Origin of the sequence: Methylobacterium sp. Leaf469, from assembly GCF_001424745.1 — a bacterium.
GTDB lineage: Bacteria > Pseudomonadota > Alphaproteobacteria > Rhizobiales > Beijerinckiaceae > Methylobacterium.
In genome coordinates this window covers 1-18,869 of record NZ_LMRE01000006.1, presented here as the reverse complement: position 1 = coordinate 18,869, position 18,869 = coordinate 1, and the positions used below count along the sequence as shown (strand labels likewise).

The window sequence follows — 18,869 nt, the reverse complement described above, 5'->3', positions numbered from 1 at the left end:
TCAGGCCCGGTCACGTCTCGCCCCCCCCCGCGCGAGTGCGATGATCGAGTCACTGCGCGGGCTGGGCTACTCCACAGCGACCGCCCTCGCGGATATCATCGACAACAGCATCGCGGCGGGCGCGCGGTCGGTCGCGGTCCGGTTCAAGTGGGCGCGCGAGTCATCCTGGGTCTCAATCCTTGATGACGGAACCGGCATGACGGATCCCGAACTGGAACGGGCGATGCGCCTCGGGGACAGGAGCCCGGACGATGTGCGAGCCCAGGCAGATCTGGGCCGGTTCGGCCTCGGCCTAAAGACCGCGTCCTTTAGCCAATGCCGGTCACTGACCGTTGCCTCACGGAAGGGCGGCCAGGCCTCATGCCTCCGATGGGACCTCGATGTGCTCGCGACGGGAGGGGGCAACGAGTGGAGGCTTCTCGAGGGGGCTGGCGCGGACGGCGTCTCCGTCATTGCATCGCTCGGGGAGTGGGAGACGGGAACCCTCGTGCTGTGGGAGAAGCTCGACCGAATCGTGTCTCCGGGCTCGACGGAGCAGGACTTCCTCGACCTCATTGACACCGTCGAGCGCCATCTCGCAATGACCTACCACCGGTACCTCGACGGCAGCCGGCCCCGCCTGACCCTTCTCCTTAACGGCCGCAGGATCGCGCCTTGGGATCCCTTCGTTAGGGATCATCCCGCCACGTGGTCATCACCTGTCTCGCGCCTTCGGACAGCCTCTGGTCTCGTCGAGATCGAGTGCCACGTGCTGCCGCACCGCGACCGGCTGGATCCCGGGACGTACGAAATGGCCGCCGGACCGGACGGCTGGACGGCTCAGCAGGGCTTCTATGTCTACCGGAACGCAAGGCTCCTACTCGCCGGCAGCTGGCTCGGGCTCGGGCAGGGACGGGCCTGGACCAAGGAGGAGGCGCACCGCCTCGCGCGCATACGCCTGGACATCCCGAACACGGCGGACACCGAATGGAAGATCGACATCCGCAAGTCGACGGCACGGCCGCCGCCTACGGTCAAGCCGAAGCTGGTGAAGCTCGCTGAGTATTCGAGAGAGAGGGCGCGCAGGGTCTTTGCCTTCCGGGGGCAGCCGTCGGGACGTATCCAGGCCGAGCCCCTGCAGACGGCCTGGACCGCCGAGCACTTTAGGGCCGGGATGCGCTACCGGATCGACAAGGGGCATCCCGCGGTTCGCGCCGTTCTCGAGGAGGCGGGTCCCCTGGCCTCATCTGTCGAGGCGATGCTACGGGTGATCGAGGAGTCTATACCCGTGCAGAGGATTTGGCTCGACACGGCCGAGGCTAGGGAGACGCCGCGCACTGGCTTCGCCGGGGAGGCGCCGGCCGAGGTGTCCCTTGTTCTGCAGACGCTATTCCGCAACCTGCTTCGCAAGGGCCTCTCACCGGAGCTTGCGCGCGAGCAGCTCCGGCGAACCGAGCCGTTCCAGCTCCATCCGGGCCTGGTCGACGCACTCAAGCCGGAATGAGGCTGACAATCGATGGACTCGCAGGTCAACAACCCCCTCCTCAAGGTCGTAAAGATGGCGCAGTCCCTCCTCGAGGAGGAGGATCGCTCGGCCGTCACCCCGTCGAGGATCGCCGAAAAGATCGAACTGATCCTCATGATGCAGCCGTCCTGGCGGTTGGACCTTGATGTCGAGGCCGCCGTGGCCGAGCTCGTTCGGCGATTTAGCGTCTGGGTCGGGGAAAGCGCGGTCCTGAGGGACGACAGCGGCCATCAAGACTGGCTCGTCGCGAGCCGCAAGAAGGACTGGCGCTACTGGCAGCGATACCGGGACTGGCTTGAGGTGAAGCTGCCGTCCGCGGCGATCGAGGAGCTCGATCGCACGACCGATGACATACTTGGCCTCCTTGAGGACCCGACCCGGGAGGGCGGGTGGGACCGCCGCGGCCTCGTGGTGGGCCACGTGCAGTCCGGCAAGACCGGGAACTACACCGGCCTGATCTGCAAGGCGGCCGATGCCGGCTACAAGATCGTCATCGTCCTCGCAGGCCTTCACAACAACCTGAGATCGCAGACCCAGGTCAGACTGGACGAGGGCTTCCTCGGATACGAGACCGCACCCAACCCGGACGACCTCTCGCTCGCCGGGGTCGGTCTGATCGATCGGGACCCGTCCATCCGTCCAAACTACGCGACGAACAGGTCCAACAGCGGCGACTTCACCCCGAGGGGCTCCCGCAACCTCGGCATTTCGCCCGAGCAGCGTCCCTGGCTGTTCGTCGTGAAGAAGAACAAGACGGTCCTCGACCGTCTGCTGCGATGGGTGCGGAACCACGTTGCCGATGCCGATGATCCGGAGACTGGCCGGAAGGTCGTGACCCACCTCCCGCTTCTGATCGTCGATGACGAGGCCGACCATGCCTCGGTCGACACCGGTGAACAGGTGTACGACGAGGGGGGTAGGCCGGATCCCGAGCATGAACCTACGACCATCAATAGGCTGATCCGGCGCATCCTAAACACGTTCACCCGATCCGCCTACGTCGGCTACACGGCAACCCCTTTCGCCAATATCTTCATCCATGACCGCGGGCGCACCGCCGACGAGGGACCAGACCTGTTCCCCTCCGCATTCATCATCAACCTTGCGGCGCCATCATCCTACGTGGGTCCGGCGCGGATCTTCGGGATCAACGACGGGACCCAGCGCTCGGGCGGCCTCCCCCTGGTGCGCCATGTGACTGACCACGCGAGTGCGGACGGAAGTGCAGGTTGGATGCCCCTTAGGCACAAAAGCACCCACACCGCTCTCGTGGACGGGGTTCCCGGCCTACCAGCGTCGCTGAAGGAGGCGATCGAGGCATTCATCCTCGTGTGCGCCGTCAGGATCCGTCGCGGCCAGGGCAGCGAGCACTCGTCCATGCTGGTGCACGTGACACGCTTCACGAACGTGCAGCAGCAGGTCGTCGCGCAGATTGAGGAGCACGTCCGGCACATCAAGCAGAGGCTCCTGCGGGGCATCGACGACGGCGTGATCAGGGCGCGGCTGCGGCGCCTCCTCGAGGAGGAGATCGCGTCAACGTCGTCCCGCATCGCTGCGTCCGGCGGCCGGGCCGATGCCGGGACCATACCCGACTGGGCGGACGTGGAGACCTTGCTGCCGCAGGTGCTGTCGGACCTCGAGATCCGGATGATCAACGGGACGGCGAAGGATGCCCTGGACTACGTGGAGCACTCGCACACCGGGCTGAAGGTCATAGCCGTCGGTGGGGACAAGCTCGCCCGCGGCCTGACCCTCGAGGGTCTCTGCATCAGCTACTTCCTGCGCTCGGCCCGGATGTACGACACACTGATGCAGATGGGGCGCTGGTTCGGGTACCGGCCCGGCTACCTCGACCTGTGCCGCTTGTACACCACGAGCGAACTCACGGACTGGTTCGGACACATCACGGACGCCGCCGAGGAGCTGCGTGAGGAATTCGACCTAATGGTCGCGAGTGGCGCCACTCCGAAGCAGTATGGGCTGAAGGTCCAGTCCCATCCCGTCCTAATGGTCACATCTCGCATTAAGATGCGTGCTGCCAGGAGCCTAATGCTGTCCTTCAGCGGCCAGGTTCTCGAGACGACAGCACTGTTTAGGGATCCCGCCATCCTTGGGAAGAACCTCGACGCGACGCGAGATCTAGTGGTCTCCCTCGGCGAACCCGAGCGGCAGGGGAACGGTGGTGCCCAATCTTCGTCGCGCTGCGTGTGGCGGGGTGTGGAGCACGGCGCGATTTTGGACTTCCTCGGTCGCTACCGGACGCACCCGGATGCGTACAAGGTGAGCAGCCCGCACATCGCCGAGTTTATTCAGTCCATGGTAAGCCGTGGGGAGCTGACGCGATGGACCATCGCCCTGATCGGCGGCGGGGCTGGTGGTTCGCTGACGCTCCGCCCGGACGTAACTTTGTCGATGCTGACGAGAAGTCCGAGGTCCTCATCCGGAAATCGCTACTCCATCGGCCGCCTCCTTTCGCCCCCTGATGAGGCCATGGATCTAGACGGGGCCGGCTGGGACGCTGCGCTTGCTCTCACACGCGAGATGTGGAGGTCCGATCCCGCCAGGCTTCAGGATGGACGGGAGCCGGACGTGCCATCCGGCCCCGCAATCCGACGCATCAGGGGCTTCGGGGCACCGGGTGTCCCCGCTCGGAGGGATACGGGTCTGCTCCTGATCTACGCGCTCGACCCTCCGAAGGAGATCGGGTTGACGAGGGATGATCCGGTCGTCGCCTTCGGCATCAGCTTCCCAGGCAGCGATGCCGGAGTTAAGGTGGAGTACAAGGTCAACAGCGTGATGGTTCGCGAATGGGAGTCCGACTATGGCTCCTCTGAGTGAGCGCGACGCGTTGCTTGCCGCGTGGCGCGGCCTGACCGCCGACGGAACCTCGGGCGGTTGGCAGTCCATCCCGCTCGGTGCGGAGGGCGGCCTGGAGATCAGGGCCGCCCGGGTCTTCCCGGACGGTGACGAGGCCTTCCTCGTTGGCCGCTCAGGCGCCGCCGTGCCCGGCGAGCACAGCCTGCCTCAGGCCAGGGGCTTCCGCTCGATGCGCCTTGCATCTGGGGGATCCGGTTGCGCCTGGTTCGCGGTGGTGCGGAACCAAGGCGGCAGCCTGGACCTGTTCGCGTCCATGGCCTCAGACGTCCTCTCGCTACTTTATGAATCGGCAGGCACCACCGGTAAGACCCTTCAGCGGGTGATCGCACGCGTGGCGTCCTGGCAGCGTTTCATGGAGCGGGGCGGAGACGACCTCCTCTCGCCCGAGGAGGAAGTCGGGTTGTTCGGTGAGCTTGCGATGCTGCGCGCGCTGCTCGACGGGGAGGCCGACCCGGCCGGGCTCTGCGCCTGCTGGACGGGCCCGCTCGGCGCGCTCCACGACTTCCGGTTCGGATCCGGTGCGATGGAGGTCAAGACAACCGTACTCGGGACGGATGCCCACGCACGGATCGCCGGTCTCTGGCAACTGGACACCGCCGTGACGAGCCCGCTCTTCCTCGTCGCGGTAAGGCTGGTCCAGGCTGAAATCGGAGCCACCCTGGGTGATCTGGCCGAGGAGATCCGATTCGATATCATCCGTGACGCGGACGCCGGGATCCTATTTGGGGATAGGCTGCTGGCGGCGGGGCTGCAGCCCAGTGATCACGAGCACTACAGGCGCCGGTTCGTGGTCGACTCGATCCGCGTCCACTCCGTGAAGGAGGGTTTCCCCCGCCTGACGCCCGCCACGACGCCGGCGGCGGTGATCGCAGCCCGTTACACGATAGATCTCGATCAGCTCACCCCCGAGGCGACGACCCCCGCCGCGGCGCTCGAACTTCTCAGGAACGCCTGACCCATGACCCTTGAGGAATTCCTCGCCGACAATCACGCGCGCGTCCGCGCCGACCTCGCGGATCCCAACGGCAGTCAACCTTTCGAGGAATCCGTCTTCACCGAGCTCGTCATGCAGCACATGGCCGACATCGGCATGACGGCAGATCCGGCGGTCTGTCACTACACGGCCGTGGTCTCACGGGCGAAGGTGAAGATCAGTGGGTACGCCGCCTCGGATGACGGCGAGGAGCTCGACCTCTTCGTCACACTCTACTCCGGGGCGGACACGCTGCAGGCTGTCCCGGACGGAGAGACGGAGCGGGCTGCGGAGGTCTGCCTCCAGTTCGTCAGGAAGTGCGCCGAGGGCAAGCTGGCGGCCACGATGGACGAGTCCAACGACGCGTACATGCTGGCCTTCATGATCCAAGAGGGCTACCCGACCATTCAGGAAATCCGCATCTACGTCCTGACGGATCGTGTGGCGAAGGCGAAGAACTTCAAGCCTCGTGAGGTTGCCGGTAAGACAATCAAGCTCGAGGTCATGGACATCGAGCGGCTCCATCGGCACTGGTCGGAGGGGAAGCCGAGGGATGAGCTGGCCGTCAACTTCGAGGACATCGCTGGTGCGGCACTGCCCTGCGTCTACGTGCCAGGCGAGGCGGCCGACTACGATTACGCCCTCACCGTGATCCCGGGCGAGGTGCTCCGCCATATCTACGAGCGGTATGGCGCCCGGCTCTTGGAGGCGAACGTGCGCTCCTTCCTTACCGCCACGGGAAAGGTGAACCGCGGGATCCGGGATACGCTCAGGGCGGATCCGGAAAAGTTTATGGCGTTCAACAACGGCATCGTGCTTGTGGCTGACGAAGCCCACATCAGGGGCACCCCCGATGGCGGCACGCGCCTAATTTGGCTCAAAGGCATGCAGATCGTGAACGGGGGGCAAACCACGGCCTCAATCTACTTCACGATGAAGCGCTATCCCGAGGTTGATCTCCGGAAGGTGCGGATACCGGCTAAGATCATCGTGCTGCACGGTGTCGATGAGGCGACGGAGGAGGCCCTGATCGCCGACATCTCGAAGTACGCCAACAGCCAGAACGCTGTGAAGCAGTCGGACCTTCACGCGAACAAGCCCTATCACATCGAGCTGGAGCGCCTCTCGAACACCACATACTGCCCGGATGGGGTCGGTCGCTGGTTCTACGAGCGCGCCGCGGGCAGCTACAACACCATGCTCGCACGGGAGGGGACCACACCCGCTAAGCTTAAGGCGCTAAAGGCGGCGATCCCGAACTCGAGGAAGATCACGAAGACCGATCTAGCCAAGTACCTTAATGCCTGGAACGAGCAGCCTGCTAATGTGAGCGCCGGATCCCAGAAGAACTTCGAGCGCTTCATGGAGGCGACGACGGGCAATGCCGATGATGGCACTCCACCAGACGCAACCGCCTTCAAACGGATCATCGCGAAGGCGATCATCTACAAAGCTGCGCAGAAGCTGATTCGTCCCCTCTTCCCTGCCTTCCAGGCTAATATCACCACCTACACCGTCTCCTTGGTTGCCAGGCGCCTCGGGCCCCACATTGACCTCGACCGCATCTGGCAGCAGCAGGCAATACCGGCGAGCCTTGAGCGGCAGATCACGATCTGGTCCGGGGAGGTGGCAAGGGTGCTGAACGAGACCTCCGGCGGCCGCATGATTTCGGAATGGGCTAAGAGACCGGAGTGCTGGAATGCAGTCCGGGAGGTACAATATTCCCGTCCCCTGGCTGGAGCCCCGGAGGCGGTAAGCTGATTTCGGAGCGGCGCCGTCGCAAGAGCCAGCCCCGATGAAAGGTGCTGGCATTCACGGGCCCATCTGATGATCGCGGCTATTGTCCCCGGCCCCGGATCCGCTGAGCATCGTCATATCCTTCAAGGCACCCGGTGAGTGAGGCGAGCACTACAGCGGGGTCAGGCCAGTTCGGTGTCCGCAGGGCTGCGGATCCGACATGCGGAATCTCTCCTGCCTGACGTTCCCGCCTACAAGCGAACGTTCTGGAGGCCCGCTAAGGATCACAAACTCGCATCGCGTTAATCACAACCGAAGACGCCCCTCCCGATGCTGAACGGACGGCTCCGCAAGTCTTCCAGTAGCGCGTGGGTATAGGCCCGGGAAAACGTGCGTGTTATCGGGATGCAGCTTGCATACCGCGATCAGCACCATTCGCTTGAGATGAAGGTCACAGGCTCGCTCGATGAGTGCCAGGAGACGGGCTGCGATCGTGTCCGCGAAGGCGTCGGAGAAATCTTTCCCCACGCCACTGCCATACGCTACGCAGCCCCTGCATCATCCTCACCGTCGACAGGAAACCGACGCCCGACAAACCGGAAACGGCTGACCCATACACATAAAATTGGTTATGTTTTAGAGTGACTTATACGAAGCTGCTGTCCAGCGCCGTTCTGTGGGCTCGGCTGTCCAGCACAGGATGCAGCCCGTCTAGTCGATCAGGCTGACGGGCAGGATCGGCTATGTATCCCGTTGGTGAGCTGAGACGGGCAAAGCGTAATGCGCGAGAAGCACCGCGGCTCGGACGTCGTCGGCGATGCAGGGGCCGAAATCGTTCAACAGGAGCCCAGGCAGGCAGCGGGCGCAGGTCTGACGAAGCGTTTCGTTTGAGCCGGGAGGCACCCCGTGATGGCTTAGCCAGGTCGCCTGGGCGACGAAGTGGGGGACGGGTCCGAGCCAGGCGATGAAGCGCAGGAGGCGGGCTAACGAAGGGCAGGAAGCTGGAGCAGAGGCCTGATGGAAAGGCGTGCAGGGGTCGGCGGCGGTTGCCAGCCGGCTGACGAAGACGTCCGTAATCGCGAAGAGGCTGGGGACGAAGTGCGTCAGATGGGCGAGCAAGCCCTCGGGGTCATGGGCGTCGCGATGAAGGTCGGCCGGCAGAGGGGCGCGAAGGGTAAGGTCGCCCGCGTAATCGAGGATGGCCAGCGCGCCGGGACCGTCGGAGCTCGGCAGGATCAACGTGGCGATGAAGCGGGAGCCTGCAGGGGCGAGGGCTTGGACTGGCGACGAAGTGCGGTTGGGCATTGAAGGCTTGGGGGCTGGGCTGGGTGTCGCCGGCGAGACGAAGGTCCGGGAGACGGGGGCACAGCCATATGGCGAGATCACCAGGGCATCGCGCAGGGGGACGTGGTCGGAGGGGGGAGCGTTGCGGAGGGCGGCGGCATGGGCGGGTCGGCCTTGCGATGAAACCGCTGGCTCGGATAGCGGTGTTGGACCTGATCCATTGGCTGGGCGGCAGTATCGCCGATCGAACGACTGAAAGGCGCGTGGGCACAGGTTGTAGGATCAGTCGGAGGCAGCGACGGCTGGCCCGGCCGGCTGGCTGGCTGGCTGGCTCGGCTGGCTGGCCCGGCTGGCCCGGCTGGCTGGCCCGGCTGGCCCGGTAGGTATCGGCGGGCTTGGAGGGGGTATCGCGAATATCGATCGTTGTGCAGCCAACCCGTAGGCCATTTTGCGCTTTCGGACGGAATTGTCGCCTTAGACCCATAGCGATCGCGGTCACCTGCCAGATGAGCCGGTGACCGCGATCGATCTTGGAGCAGAGCGAGCCCTGAAGATCAGACCACCCCGAGGCGCAGGAGCCAGGAGGGATGGCCGTGACGACAGATGCCGTCCGGCTCAACAGGGCACCCGTCAGTGGCGGCTGCGACAGCTTCGAACAGGAAACCGGCGAGCGTGATGAAGTCGGGTTCGGGCACCGCCGGCTCCGGCCAAGGCAGTCCGGTATCAAGGTCGTGAGTGATGTGTGGAAGCGGTTCGTCGTCGGGAATGACGAAGGGCTGGGGCGCCGTCCTGATCATGGCAGGATCCCTCCAATTGATAGGTGACGGTGACGTTGAAAGAGGCCGCCCCGACGCCAGTGAAGCGTAGGAGCTGTTGACCGGGAGGCGGGGTCTCCAAGGCCAATTGCTCACGGGCAGCTCCGCTCGCTCGAGGACGAGTATGAAGGAGCGCCTTACCGCTCCCGCCGTTTTGCTTTCGATGGAGAAGCCTCAACCGTCGGCGCGGCAGCTTCCGTCCTTTTTCGCCGACGCGGCTTGGGGAGAGATGGACTAACGGACGGGTTGGCCGCTTTCCGACGACGAAGGGGCGCGGCCCTGTTGCTCGGTGCTGATTTTGATGCGGGCGCATTCGGATCAGTCACAGAGCTTGGAAGCACGGGAAACGGCTTCACGGGTGCAGTCGCGGCTTCAGCGGCCGCCGTACCCCCCAGTACGAGGTCAAGAACCGTGGAAAGATCGAGGTAACGGTGGTGGAAGTAGGTAGCCTGAGACTGAGCCCCCGCCTCACGGAGCGCCGCGACGAAAGTTTCTAATGTCAGCGCTGAGAAGCCGGTGCGCCCTGCCTCCGGGGGAAGGAGTTCCGCGGCGTAGAGGCGGGTGGCCGTTCGAACATGCCGGTTGAGGTGGGGTGCGAGGACAAGGAGGTGGGCTCGGGGAGTTTGCCCATGCCGGACCGAGAGATCGGCAAGGAGATGAAGCCGCCAGAACTGCTCCAGCATCACGGAACGCAGCGCCGGCGCGTCGGGGTCGCGATGGAGGGCAACCTGACGACTGGCTTCGTCGTAACGAGACCGATGACGGGCAGCAGGCCCCGGGACCTCGGTGTATTTCATCTCGATGAAGAGGGTTGCGGGCTCGCCGTCGGGGGTGATGACGGATAGGGCGGCATCGAAGGCCGTACCGTCGGTGAGGTAACGCGGATCAGTCCGGTCGCGCGACGGCGCCGTCTCGAAGCGGATGTCCTCAACCTGATGGACGAAGTCGGGCAGCAGACGAGCGAAGACCCGGGTGGCGAGACCTAGATCGAGAGCCAGGGGGACGAAGGCGTTCCGGACCAGGGGTTCGGAAGAAAGCATGTTCCGGAACAGTCGGTCGATATTCACGCAGGCGCCTTCCTCCCGGAGCGCGAGGGAGCGATGGACGAAGGCATGAACCGCTGGACTGAGGAAATTGAAGCCCCTGGCGGCGTCGACTGGAGTCAGCATCGAGCCCAGCGGCGTGTTCGGTAGGGAGGAGGTGCCGCCGGGACGATGAAGGCCGGGTTCGAGATTGAGATCCTGCCGCAGGAGCGACTGGCGCAGACGGCTGGCTGCCCGGAATCGCGTGTCGCCTGCGACGAAGCAGGCGTGCTGGTGCAGCAGCGTCTCGGGGATGAGGGGAACGCGGTCCCGCGTGAGGTGATCGGCAGGGGTGGGGCCATCGGCTGCGCCGGGTCGGGAATTGGTCGTCCGGTCCATGAAGCGTGTCTCGCGCGGGAGTGGGTGGCAGCGAAAGCTTCAGGCAAGGGGCGAGGAAGTTGCGGGGGTCGGGCGGCAATTGGTGCCGGAAACTGCGCCGAAAGAGTTTCGATTGAGCGGGCGTGCGCAGTGGATCGGGTGCACCTTCCAAGGTTCGGGCGCTGATTGGCATGGACTGGAAGTTGCGCGGGGAGGAAGGGTCTATCCAAATAAAGCGCTGACCGCAGCCCGCGGAAAGGTGAATTTGCGCTCACACCCGGAGGGATTGGGGCTGCTGCCCGGCAGCCGATGAACCGCTACGGCGAGGGCGTGTTAGGTTTCGCGGCGTCGTCCAACCGAGGCACCGCCTGCGGCAACTCGGTCGTCGACGCCGAAGCTTGATCGGACGAGCCGTTCTGAGTTTGATCAGGTGCGGCGGACAGCAGCACCACAGGTGTTCCGTTCCAAGTTTTCGGGCCGTGAGCGGCGGCGACATACGTCTCGATACGCTGCGTGTCGGCGACCTCGATGACTTTGAGGCCCTGTGCCAAAAATTCAAGTTCGAGCGTTTTGGCTCGAACGACGGCACCCAAGTGTGAGATGTGGCCGAGCTGCAGGAACACCGAGCGGGCCCGGTCATCCGGTTTAACCTCGACCGCACCGGAAGCCGAAACGCGGGCAACGGGCCAGCACCACTCGACACGTCCTCCCTCGCCCTCCACCGAGCAGGTAAGCGTCGGCGCGTCCGCCGCATCAAGCTCCAGGCGCAGCAAGCCCCCGGCGTCGCGCGCCAGCCCCTGCAACTGGGTGAGCCGAGGTGTGAGGGAGGCAGTGTCGATGGCCACGCGTGGACCCGTTAGAGCGGGTCGATGGATCGGCGTCCCCTTCGGTCCGGCATTGAGGCGGCAGCTTAGGCCGGCGGCCGCGAGCACGCGTTCGGTCGGCGTGGAGATCGCGCGTGTCGCGTCGGCCGGGAACGCGCGCAGGGCTCGGGAGAGATCGCGCGCCTCTGCGTGGCTGAGCCTGCCGAGGTCCGGAAGGGCGGTTCCGCCGTCCACGAATCGCCAGACAGAGCCGGTGCGCGCGCACGACTCACCCGGATTGATGTGAACGCCGCCGCCGGTCGGCATCACGGCTTCGCGCCCGTCCGCAAGCCATCCCAACACGTCGCGCAGGCCCACCGGATCGATAGGATCCCCGATCGCATCAGGGGCGACTTCGAGCTCAAGCGGCTCGGCCGGTGCGATGGCCCAGTCGATCTCGGTTCGGCCAGCACGGACAAGGCAGGCCAACGCACCGGCGTCATCCACGCGCGTCATGCTCACGGCATAATCGACGCCCGTGTCCGTTGGCGCCGGTTCGGGAAACAGTCGGGCCTGAGCGAGCAGAACTAGGAGATCGACGTCGAGCCTGTACGCAAATCTCTCGTCCGTCCCGAGGTCCGGCGCGCGCGCGTACGGCAACGATGCCTGCAGCCGGAGCTGAGCGGTTCGCATCGTGACGACGAGCGCGGAGGATGCAACGGTCAGCACGACGTCCTGAACGCGGGGCAGCCGGGTCCACTCGAACACCGGTGCCAGGGTCGTACGATTGAGGCCGAAGCGAACCGGGCCCGTCTGGACGACCCCCGTGGGCGGCATGGAAGGGCTGGTGCTCACGTGCCACTCTCCCCGTCCTGTGGGTCGGGAATTTCATCTGGGTCCAACGGCAGGGGCCCGTGAACGACGGAGGGTTCGTACGTCGGCAGCGCGGCCCCGTTCTCGATCGAGGGCGCAACCGGCGCGTCGAGGTCGTGGACCGGCTGATTGCCCGCCGCTTCCTCCAGGTTTGCGCTCGAATTGGTGGTGGAGGCCGACACGGGGCCCGACGACACCGCCCCGGCGGCCCCCGGCGGCTGCGGATCGGGCGCCTCGGGGTTCATGCCGTCGGTGCCCCTCTGGGACGCAGGCTCGTCGGCTTGGCTGTCAACGGCGTGGCTCCCGTCGGCAAAGGTTTCGTTGGCGGAGATCGTTCCGACATCGGTCTCTTCGGCACCCAAAGCGCCCGCCAAGATCACGCCCGTGGTCCCGTCCAAACTTGCAAACCACGCGTCTAGGAGAGGCAACACCGCCCCACCCGCGGTCTTGCCCGCTTTTTTTGGGGGCGGCTTGTGCTGCAGCGCGGCGATCATCGTGCGGGCCATTCTTCGCTCGTCGTCGTGCACCACCGTGACGCAGCGGTTCTGCGCGTCGACAACGAGGAATACCCCTGTGGACCCATCGCTGCGGACGGCGTTGGCGAGGGCTCGCAGCGGCAGCCGCAGGTCGATGAGCCGATCCGAGATACCCCTGCGCTGGACAGCGAGATACGTCGTCACCGTCCGCCCGTGCCTTCCGCCGGCGCGCAAGCGCGCAGCGTCCTTCGTCCCGGGTACCGGGTGGAGCAGCCGCACGTGATCATGCGTGCCCTCGTCTTCCGCGGCTCCGGTCCCAACCGCGTGCAGTCCGTGTCGCAGAAGGGCGAGCGTGCGCGCCAGCGCTTCTTGGGAGAAGATGAGACGATCGGCCTCGGCGGGGATCGGACCCGGCGGGGAGAGACCTGGGAAGGCGTGCGCGGCCCGCTCCACCGCCACCGCGGTGTAGCGGTCGGCGAGCACGAGCATACCGGTGCGCCGCGTCAGCGTTGCGTCCGTGCCCAAAACATGAGGACGCGCGAGCTCGCGCAGCGCGGGCAGGACGCGGTTGTTGACCGCGATCGCGATCGTCTTGAGCGCCGGATCGCTCACCTGGGCGATGCAGCGGGCCGTGCCGGCATAGGCACGTCCCTCCCCCACCGTGATCGTCTCGTGGCCCGGCTGCACGTCGTCGGTCTCGCTGACCGATCCGACGTAGGCGAGCGCCCGACTCAGAGCCTCGACGGGCAGCGGTGTCTCATCCATGACCGCCCTGAGGTGCCGCTGCGTAAGCGGCAACGGGCTGCGATTCGTGTAAAGGACGAGTGGAACCCGAAGCCCACCCGCATGCACCCGAAGGCGCTTCCCGGGACCGTCGAAGACGAGTTCCACCGGACCCGCGGCGTCGTCCAGGGCGGCTTTGAGCGCAATGAACCCGACGACGACGGCGACCGGTTCCGCGCGCTCCAGGTCCGTGCAGGTCTGGGCGAGCGGCACGCAGGTCTGAACGCAGCAGGGTGGGTCGTAGGCATAGGCCGCGAGAAGGTCCGTCGAAAGGCAGAGGCGGATCAGATCGTGGTGCCGCTCCCGTCGGACTGCCGGTGCAAGGAGCTGGGTCAGCCGCGTTAGGAGATCGGCGTCGACAACGGCGCGCAGCGTCCGGCTGCCGAGCGACGACCCGTCGACGACGAGTGGGCCAAACGCAGCCAGACCAACATCGGGTAGAGCGTTCGCCACCCAGATCGCGTCAAGATCAGCGTCCCCGTCAACCGCCGGCGAGACCACAAGGTCGTCGAAGCTGAACTCTGCAGCGGCGGCGGGGCCGTCGTCCGTCGCAGCGGTCTCACACATGCCCGAGGCCTCGCCCGCGTCCGCGCCGGCCTGCACGGGCATGTCAGGAGTCACCACCGGTTCGAAGGGTGGCGTGTCCGCTTGATCGCCCGTCACCTCACCCTCCACCCAAGACCGTGAAGAGCTGTTCCCTATCGCGTCGCAACGGGGAACAGCTCTAGACCTATGTTTTGCCGCTCTCTCGCGCCGAAGCAGCGTCCGCTTCGGCGGAAAGGAGGCTTAGGGTCCTAGCGGGCTCACGCGCGCGGCGCCCAGCCGTGATATAGCCGCCGGCCAATCGACGGCGTATCGGGTGGACCATCCCGTCCACAGGTCAAAACGAGTGAGCGGACGTTCCCGCTCGGGGGGCAAACCTCGAATGAACGACCCCGGCCTGTTCTCAGCAAGTCCTGCCGCGTGTCTTCCTGCCAGCCTCGCCGAACGGGTCCGACCGGTCCGCTACGGTGATGTCCTCGGCCAGGCCGGTGTGGTGACCCGCCTGCGGGAGCAAGCGCGCCTGCGGCGCGGGCGTAGCGTGCTCGTCCGTGGCCCCGAAGGATGCGGGAAGACGGCTCTGGCGGAACTCTACTCGCGCGCCCTCCTCTGCCATGAGCACGGGGCGGCCGGATCAGGAGAGGCGTGCGGCACCTGTCCGGATTGCGAGCAGACCGCGTCCCACCACCATCCAAACTGGCGCATCTGGCGCTCCCCGCAGGAGGACGAGGCGGCGCTGGTACGTGCTGTCAGCGACGCCGTCGCGAGCCAGGTCTGGGGCGGGTGGCTCGTGGTGCTGGTCGAGGACGCCGATCGCCTTTCGGCACGCGCCCTCGACGCGCTCCACCATCGCCTGGAGCGGCATCCTGCGGGCGTGACCTTCATCCTGACGAGCGCCCGTCCCGAAGCGCTTCACGAGCGGGTGCAGGACCTCCTTCTTCCGCTGCCCGTGCGCCCGCTCGGCCGGGACGAACGCGCCGAACTCATCGCCCGCGTCTGCGCCCGCGAGGGGATCGCCGCCGAAACGCCGGCCGTCGATCGTCTGGCGGCGCTCGCTGGCGGACGGCCCCGCCGCCTGCTGCGCGACCTGGAGACACTCACCGCCGACGATCGGATCACGGTGGAGGCGATCGACGCGTTCTACGATCGCTCCGTGGTAGGACCGGCCGCGCTCTACGTCGCCCGCATACTCGAGCGACGTCCGTTCCTCGAGCAGCTCGAACCTCTCGACAAATGGGAGGCTGAACCAGCCGAGAAAATCGCCGGCGTCGCGGCTGCCTTCGCCGCGCTCTTTGCCGCCTATCTCGGCGTGGACGCCCAGGACGGGCGCGGAGCGGTCTTCCCCCAAGCGGCTTTTCTGCAAGGGGTCGACGGAAGCGCCTCGACACGTGCGGCGCTGGACAAGCGCGCCCGCACCCTGGGGCTGACCCCCCGGGCCCTCTTCGCGGCGATCCTAGAGTTCTGGCGCCCCCTGCCCTCGGCCGACGCGGGCCAGCTGCTCGCGCGAACCAGCGCGTTCGACGAGCATCTCAACGGCCCCGGCGGGCGGGCGCGGACCGAGAAGGGGCTCGAGCTGCCGGTCCGGCACCGCCGTCGGGCGCCGGCGGTCCGCGCGCACGAGGCGGTAGGGGGCGGACCGAGGCGGTCCGGGGGAATCGACCGCCTCCGTCCGACGCAGGTTCGGGCGATCTGGGAGGCGGGATCGTTTCTGATCCAGCGCCACGGCGTCTGCCTAAACGCCCGGATCAGCCTGCGTCACGCGGATCTCGCCTGCGCCCCCGAGGCGATCGGCCCGTTCGTCTCAAGCCTGCTGCACGAGCTCGGCATGCGGGTGGCCGATCGCACGCAGGCCGCCGGATCCCCGAGCGTACTGCATTACATTTACGTGCACGAGACCGGCTCGCTCGGGGGGCGCACCCACGTCGCCGCGCATGTCCCGCCCGGCACAGGAGCTTTGCGTCCCTGGCTGGCCCGACGCTTCGCCGACGCCCGGACCGGCATCCGCTTACGCCACTGGCCGGCCACCGGCGGGTCTGAACCGTACCGGCGCCATCTCCGCCTGATGGCGCTCCTGTGCCGAAGCTGCGACCCCGAGATCTCCTCGCCGGGGCGGGCCTGGCCGAGCCGACTCGTTGCGGACCTAGGTGTCTCGCCACGCATGCGCGGGCCGATCGGACGAAGTCCGTGCACCCAGCGTTGCGGGGCGTCGCGCCTCATCGGTCCGGGCGCGCCGAGAGGCTCATCATGGCCTTCTCCCCCTTTCCGTCTTCGACGATGGGTCCGGGGACGCGCTTGCGAGCGGCTGGGAATTTAACGAGCACGCCTACGGGCGCGAGGTCGCCGCCACGTACGAAGCGCATCGAACGCGCCTCGATCAAGAGTGGCCGCAGAGCGACGATACTCTGGCGCAGGCCCGCCGCCACGCCGAACTCGACCGGTTCGAGACCGAATGGGAGCAGTCGGCACCGCTGCGGTGCGAGGCCCGCCCGGGATGGGCTGCTCCTCAAACCAGCGAGATCCTAGTCGTTCCTAAGTTTCCAAATTAGCTATGACAGACTGCTTCAAAGGCAAGGGCAGTACCTAGACGACCATTAAGTTGCTGTTGTAAAAAGATAAATTTTATCTAGAGACCTCGGGGGTCGGTCGATTCGGGAGGCTAAAACTTTCGCAATCAATGCATTTATGGTTTCCAAATCACGTACGGAGGTCCCATGTTGGGCTGCGCTGGCCTGCGATAGGCTAAGTGCGGCATTCTCGGATTCGAGCTCTTCAGAGGGCGGCCATGGGCGGACGCCCCGTCTAGCCACCGCGCGCTTTCGCGTTGGCAGGTCCGCTGGGTTGGGGCGGCCGATTAACGCCTGCCGGTCTCGGGGCTTAAGCCGATGATTGCGCTTCTTGCCTGTCGGCGCTCCGCGTGGGGCTGGTACTACCTGTCGACGGTGCTGGACGACTTCTCACGCTACATCGTGGCCTGGAAGCCCATCGGCGAGGGGACGGTTTGGGCCTGTCGATGATTTACGGATTCGCCCAGCAATCGGGTGGGCAGGTGCGGATCTACTCGGAGATCGGTCAGGGCACGACCGTGTGCATCTACCTGCCGCGCCACTACAGCACGGTGGAGGATGAGACGTCGGACGAGGCGGTCTCCGAGCTGCCTCGCTCCGAGCAGGGCGAAACGGTGCTGGTGGTCGATAACGAGCCGACCGTGCGCATGCTTATCACAGACATCCTAGAAAACCTCGGCTACAGGGCCATCGAGGCGGGGGACAGCGCGACCTGCCTCAAAGTGCTGCAATCGGACGTGCGCATCGACCTCTTGGTGACCGATGTGGGGCTGCCCGGCGGCATGAATGGGCGGCAGATGGCGGACGCGGCGCGGTCGCACCGCACCGACCTGAAGGTGCTTTTCATCACTGGCTACGCGGAGAACGCGATCCTCGGGAACGGGACGCTTCCGCCGGGAATGGCGGTGCTGACCAAACCGTTCGCGATGGACAACATGGCCGCGCGCATCCGTTCGATGATCGAGGGCGGCAAGGAACAGGCTCGCCGTGCGTAGCGCCAAGTCCGCTATAGGTCGGGACTTGTTCTTCCGCTCTACGACCGGGACGGGTGGATTTCTTCCGGTCCGCTTCCATGCGACGCAGGTATCGAAGCGGACATAGCGGTTCCGCCCGTTCTCGACCCATCTCGGACTCACGAAAAGTCGGCTTCCTAGCAATCAATTAACCCGAGCGGCCCAGGTAAGCAGCTTCGCCGCCCGAGCTTTGATCGAGCGACATTCTATGCCGGCCTGCTCGATGCTCGACGACCGTCCATCCTTGACAGTGCAGGAGACTGCACTTGACAGCGGCCAGCTCAAGAAAGGTGGAGAAGATCACGCACTCCCTGCCAAAAAAGGAAATGGTCGTCGGGATCTCGTAGTTCAGCTAAATCGCAGTGTGTATGACACCCACTTGCCCAATTTGACAGCCCACCAATATGCAGGCGAAAATTCGCGAGGGCTGAGAGGGATCTTAGTTTTGCAAAATCAGTGATATTTAATTTTACACTTTCTTCGTCATCTGCCTCGCGAATAATGCGGAGGAGTTCAAGGGCTCGTTGCCGAGCAATAAGAGGCAGACCAGCGACACCAGAGGCTACGCCGACTAACCAATATATGTCTAAGTATCGATAGCTAATTTGTAAGCAACCTGCCTCTGCAGCTGCTTCGTCGATAATGTGAAGAAGAACGCCACCAGTCGCGCCTATGGCATAGCCACCAACCTTAAGTCCATCGAGGTCTGGCATCAGATCTCGATTGTAAAAAGACGGCTTCAGAAGAGCCGCCCGTATGTTCCAACTTTTTTTGCCGCCTTTTTTCAGCGTACCTTTACTTTGCACGTACAAAGACTCGAATTCGCTCGAAATCGTGAAGTCGAATCCTTCGATATCGATCTCAGGCTCTGTAATCATCAGTCTCGCATCATGCTTGGCAGCATGCAGCTTCAGTTCCTGAGCGGCACTCAGGTGCAAGAGTCGCTCGCGCTCGGTCATGCGCCCTGGCGCCGAAATGAATGTTCTCAAACTCATAGGAATTTTTTCGCTGTTCCGAGCGAGTCGTGGGCTGATCGTTGCGGGATTGATGAAGAACGGTACCGTTTCTGCTGGGCCTCGAGCGGAACGTCTGAAGGCACTTACCGTCTTTGTGTTTCAGGACAAGAGCTTCTAGGGCCTGTCGTCGCCTGAACAGATTGGCTGGGCTTGCGTTTTCGTCTCTCTGATGGAGGAGGGACGATGCTGAGCAACGCGCAATGGGCTGATC

12 protein-coding genes and 1 pseudogene are annotated in these 18,869 nt (G+C 65.1%); 7 read left to right on the top strand and 6 right to left on the bottom strand.

Annotation, left to right across the window (positions count from 1 at the left end):
* The first annotated feature begins 40 nt into the window (after positions 1–40).
* Genes ASG60_RS06245 through ASG60_RS06230 form a run of 4 tightly spaced genes read left to right on the top strand, consistent with a single transcriptional unit; the run spans position 41 to position 7,115 of the window.
* Complete coding sequence (locus ASG60_RS06245) at positions 41–1,483, top strand: ATP-binding protein (protein WP_056384557.1); 1,443 nt, start codon at positions 41–43, stop codon at positions 1,481–1,483.
* Positions 1,484–1,495: 12 nt separating this feature from the next.
* A complete protein-coding gene (locus tag ASG60_RS06240) occupies positions 1,496–4,342 on the top strand; it encodes a Z1 domain-containing protein (protein WP_056384523.1) in 2,847 nt (948 codons plus the stop codon).
* The gene (locus ASG60_RS06235) at positions 4,326–5,336 is read left to right on the top strand and encodes a PD-(D/E)XK motif protein (protein ID WP_056384522.1); all 1,011 of its coding nucleotides are present in this window, start codon (positions 4,326–4,328) and stop codon (positions 5,334–5,336) included. Before ASG60_RS06240 ends, ASG60_RS06235 begins: the two co-directional genes overlap by 17 nt.
* Before the next feature lie 3 nt (positions 5,337–5,339).
* Positions 5,340–7,115: an AIPR family protein gene (locus tag ASG60_RS06230; protein ID WP_056384521.1), complete on the top strand. Its 1,776-nt coding sequence runs from the start codon at positions 5,340–5,342 to the stop codon at positions 7,113–7,115.
* 717 nt (positions 7,116–7,832) lie between these two features.
* Here the strand turns inward: ASG60_RS06230 and ASG60_RS06225 are convergent.
* The 5 genes from ASG60_RS06225 to ASG60_RS06205 form a co-directional block, all read right to left on the bottom strand.
* Positions 7,833–8,330, bottom strand: coding sequence for a hypothetical protein (locus tag ASG60_RS06225; protein WP_210168487.1), 498 nt, complete (start codon positions 8,328–8,330; stop codon positions 7,833–7,835).
* A gap of 599 nt (positions 8,331–8,929) precedes the next feature.
* Positions 8,930–9,172, bottom strand: a complete 243-nt coding sequence (locus tag ASG60_RS06220) for a hypothetical protein (RefSeq protein ID WP_056384519.1) — start codon at positions 9,170–9,172, stop codon at positions 8,930–8,932.
* A 155-nt stretch (positions 9,173–9,327) separates the two neighbouring features.
* A complete protein-coding gene (locus ASG60_RS21825) occupies positions 9,328–10,611 on the bottom strand; it encodes a hypothetical protein (RefSeq protein WP_244476585.1) in 1,284 nt (427 codons plus the stop codon).
* Between the two features lie 296 nt (positions 10,612–10,907).
* On the bottom strand, positions 10,908–12,248 hold the full coding sequence (locus ASG60_RS06210; RefSeq protein ID WP_056384517.1) for a hypothetical protein: 1,341 nt from the start codon (positions 12,246–12,248) through the stop codon (positions 10,908–10,910).
* Positions 12,245–14,188: a hypothetical protein gene (locus tag ASG60_RS06205; protein ID WP_156398816.1), complete on the bottom strand. Its 1,944-nt coding sequence runs from the start codon at positions 14,186–14,188 to the stop codon at positions 12,245–12,247. Before ASG60_RS06205 ends, ASG60_RS06210 begins: the two co-directional genes overlap by 4 nt.
* Before the next feature lie 262 nt (positions 14,189–14,450).
* Here ASG60_RS06205 and ASG60_RS06195 point away from each other — a divergent pair, with 262 nt between their 5' ends.
* The 3 genes and pseudogenes from ASG60_RS06195 to ASG60_RS06190 all read left to right on the top strand — a co-directional run.
* Entirely contained in the window at positions 14,451–16,379 is a 1,929-nt protein-coding gene (locus ASG60_RS06195; protein WP_082531632.1) for a hypothetical protein, read from the top strand.
* A gap of 568 nt (positions 16,380–16,947) precedes the next feature.
* Entirely contained in the window at positions 16,948–17,079 is a 132-nt protein-coding gene (locus tag ASG60_RS23720) for a hypothetical protein (protein ID WP_277996227.1), read from the top strand.
* Positions 17,055–17,624: pseudogene (locus tag ASG60_RS06190) on the top strand (response regulator); the annotation flags it as partial. The gene ASG60_RS23720 and the pseudogene ASG60_RS06190, both read left to right, overlap by 25 nt.
* 299 nt (positions 17,625–17,923) lie before the next feature.
* On the opposite strand, the gene ASG60_RS22545 reads toward ASG60_RS06190, so the two are convergent.
* Entirely contained in the window at positions 17,924–18,601 is a 678-nt protein-coding gene (locus tag ASG60_RS22545; protein ID WP_156398815.1) for a hypothetical protein, read from the bottom strand.
* Between the last annotated feature and the right edge of the window lie 268 nt (positions 18,602–18,869).